This window comes from Clostridium sp. DFI.1.208 (assembly GCF_024463855.1).
In the GTDB taxonomy this organism is placed as follows: Bacteria; Bacillota_I; Bacilli_A; order Erysipelotrichales; family Erysipelotrichaceae; genus Clostridium_AQ.
Genome location: NZ_JANGCA010000282.1, coordinates 1 through 283, shown reverse-complemented (window position 1 = coordinate 283; position 283 = coordinate 1). Strand labels below are relative to the sequence as shown.

The 283-nt window shown below is 43.5% G+C and carries 1 protein-coding gene; it reads right to left on the bottom strand.

Going from position 1 to position 283, the window contains the following annotated elements; translation table 11 throughout:
* On the bottom strand, nucleotides 1-283 hold a 283-nt coding region (locus tag NE665_RS24380), incomplete at both ends, for an FtsX-like permease family protein (protein ID WP_256302767.1).

The window sequence follows — 283 nt, the reverse complement described above, 5'->3', positions numbered from 1 at the left end:
CCCAGCAACAACCCACTCAGCAGGGAAAGAAATCCGACTGCCATTGTCTCATATACAAGGATTCTGGAAATATCTCGATTCGGCATTCCAAGCAGCATGTAAATTCCAAACTCCTGATTCCTTCTGCGAATCAGAAAATTATTGGCATACAGGATCAGGAACGCCAGTACAATCGCAACAAACACAGATAGTACATTCATAATTTGTCCGACCGTCTTTAATACGGTTGACTGGGACGTACTCAGATTCAATACCTGCTCCTGAGAGGAAAAGGTATTGAAGG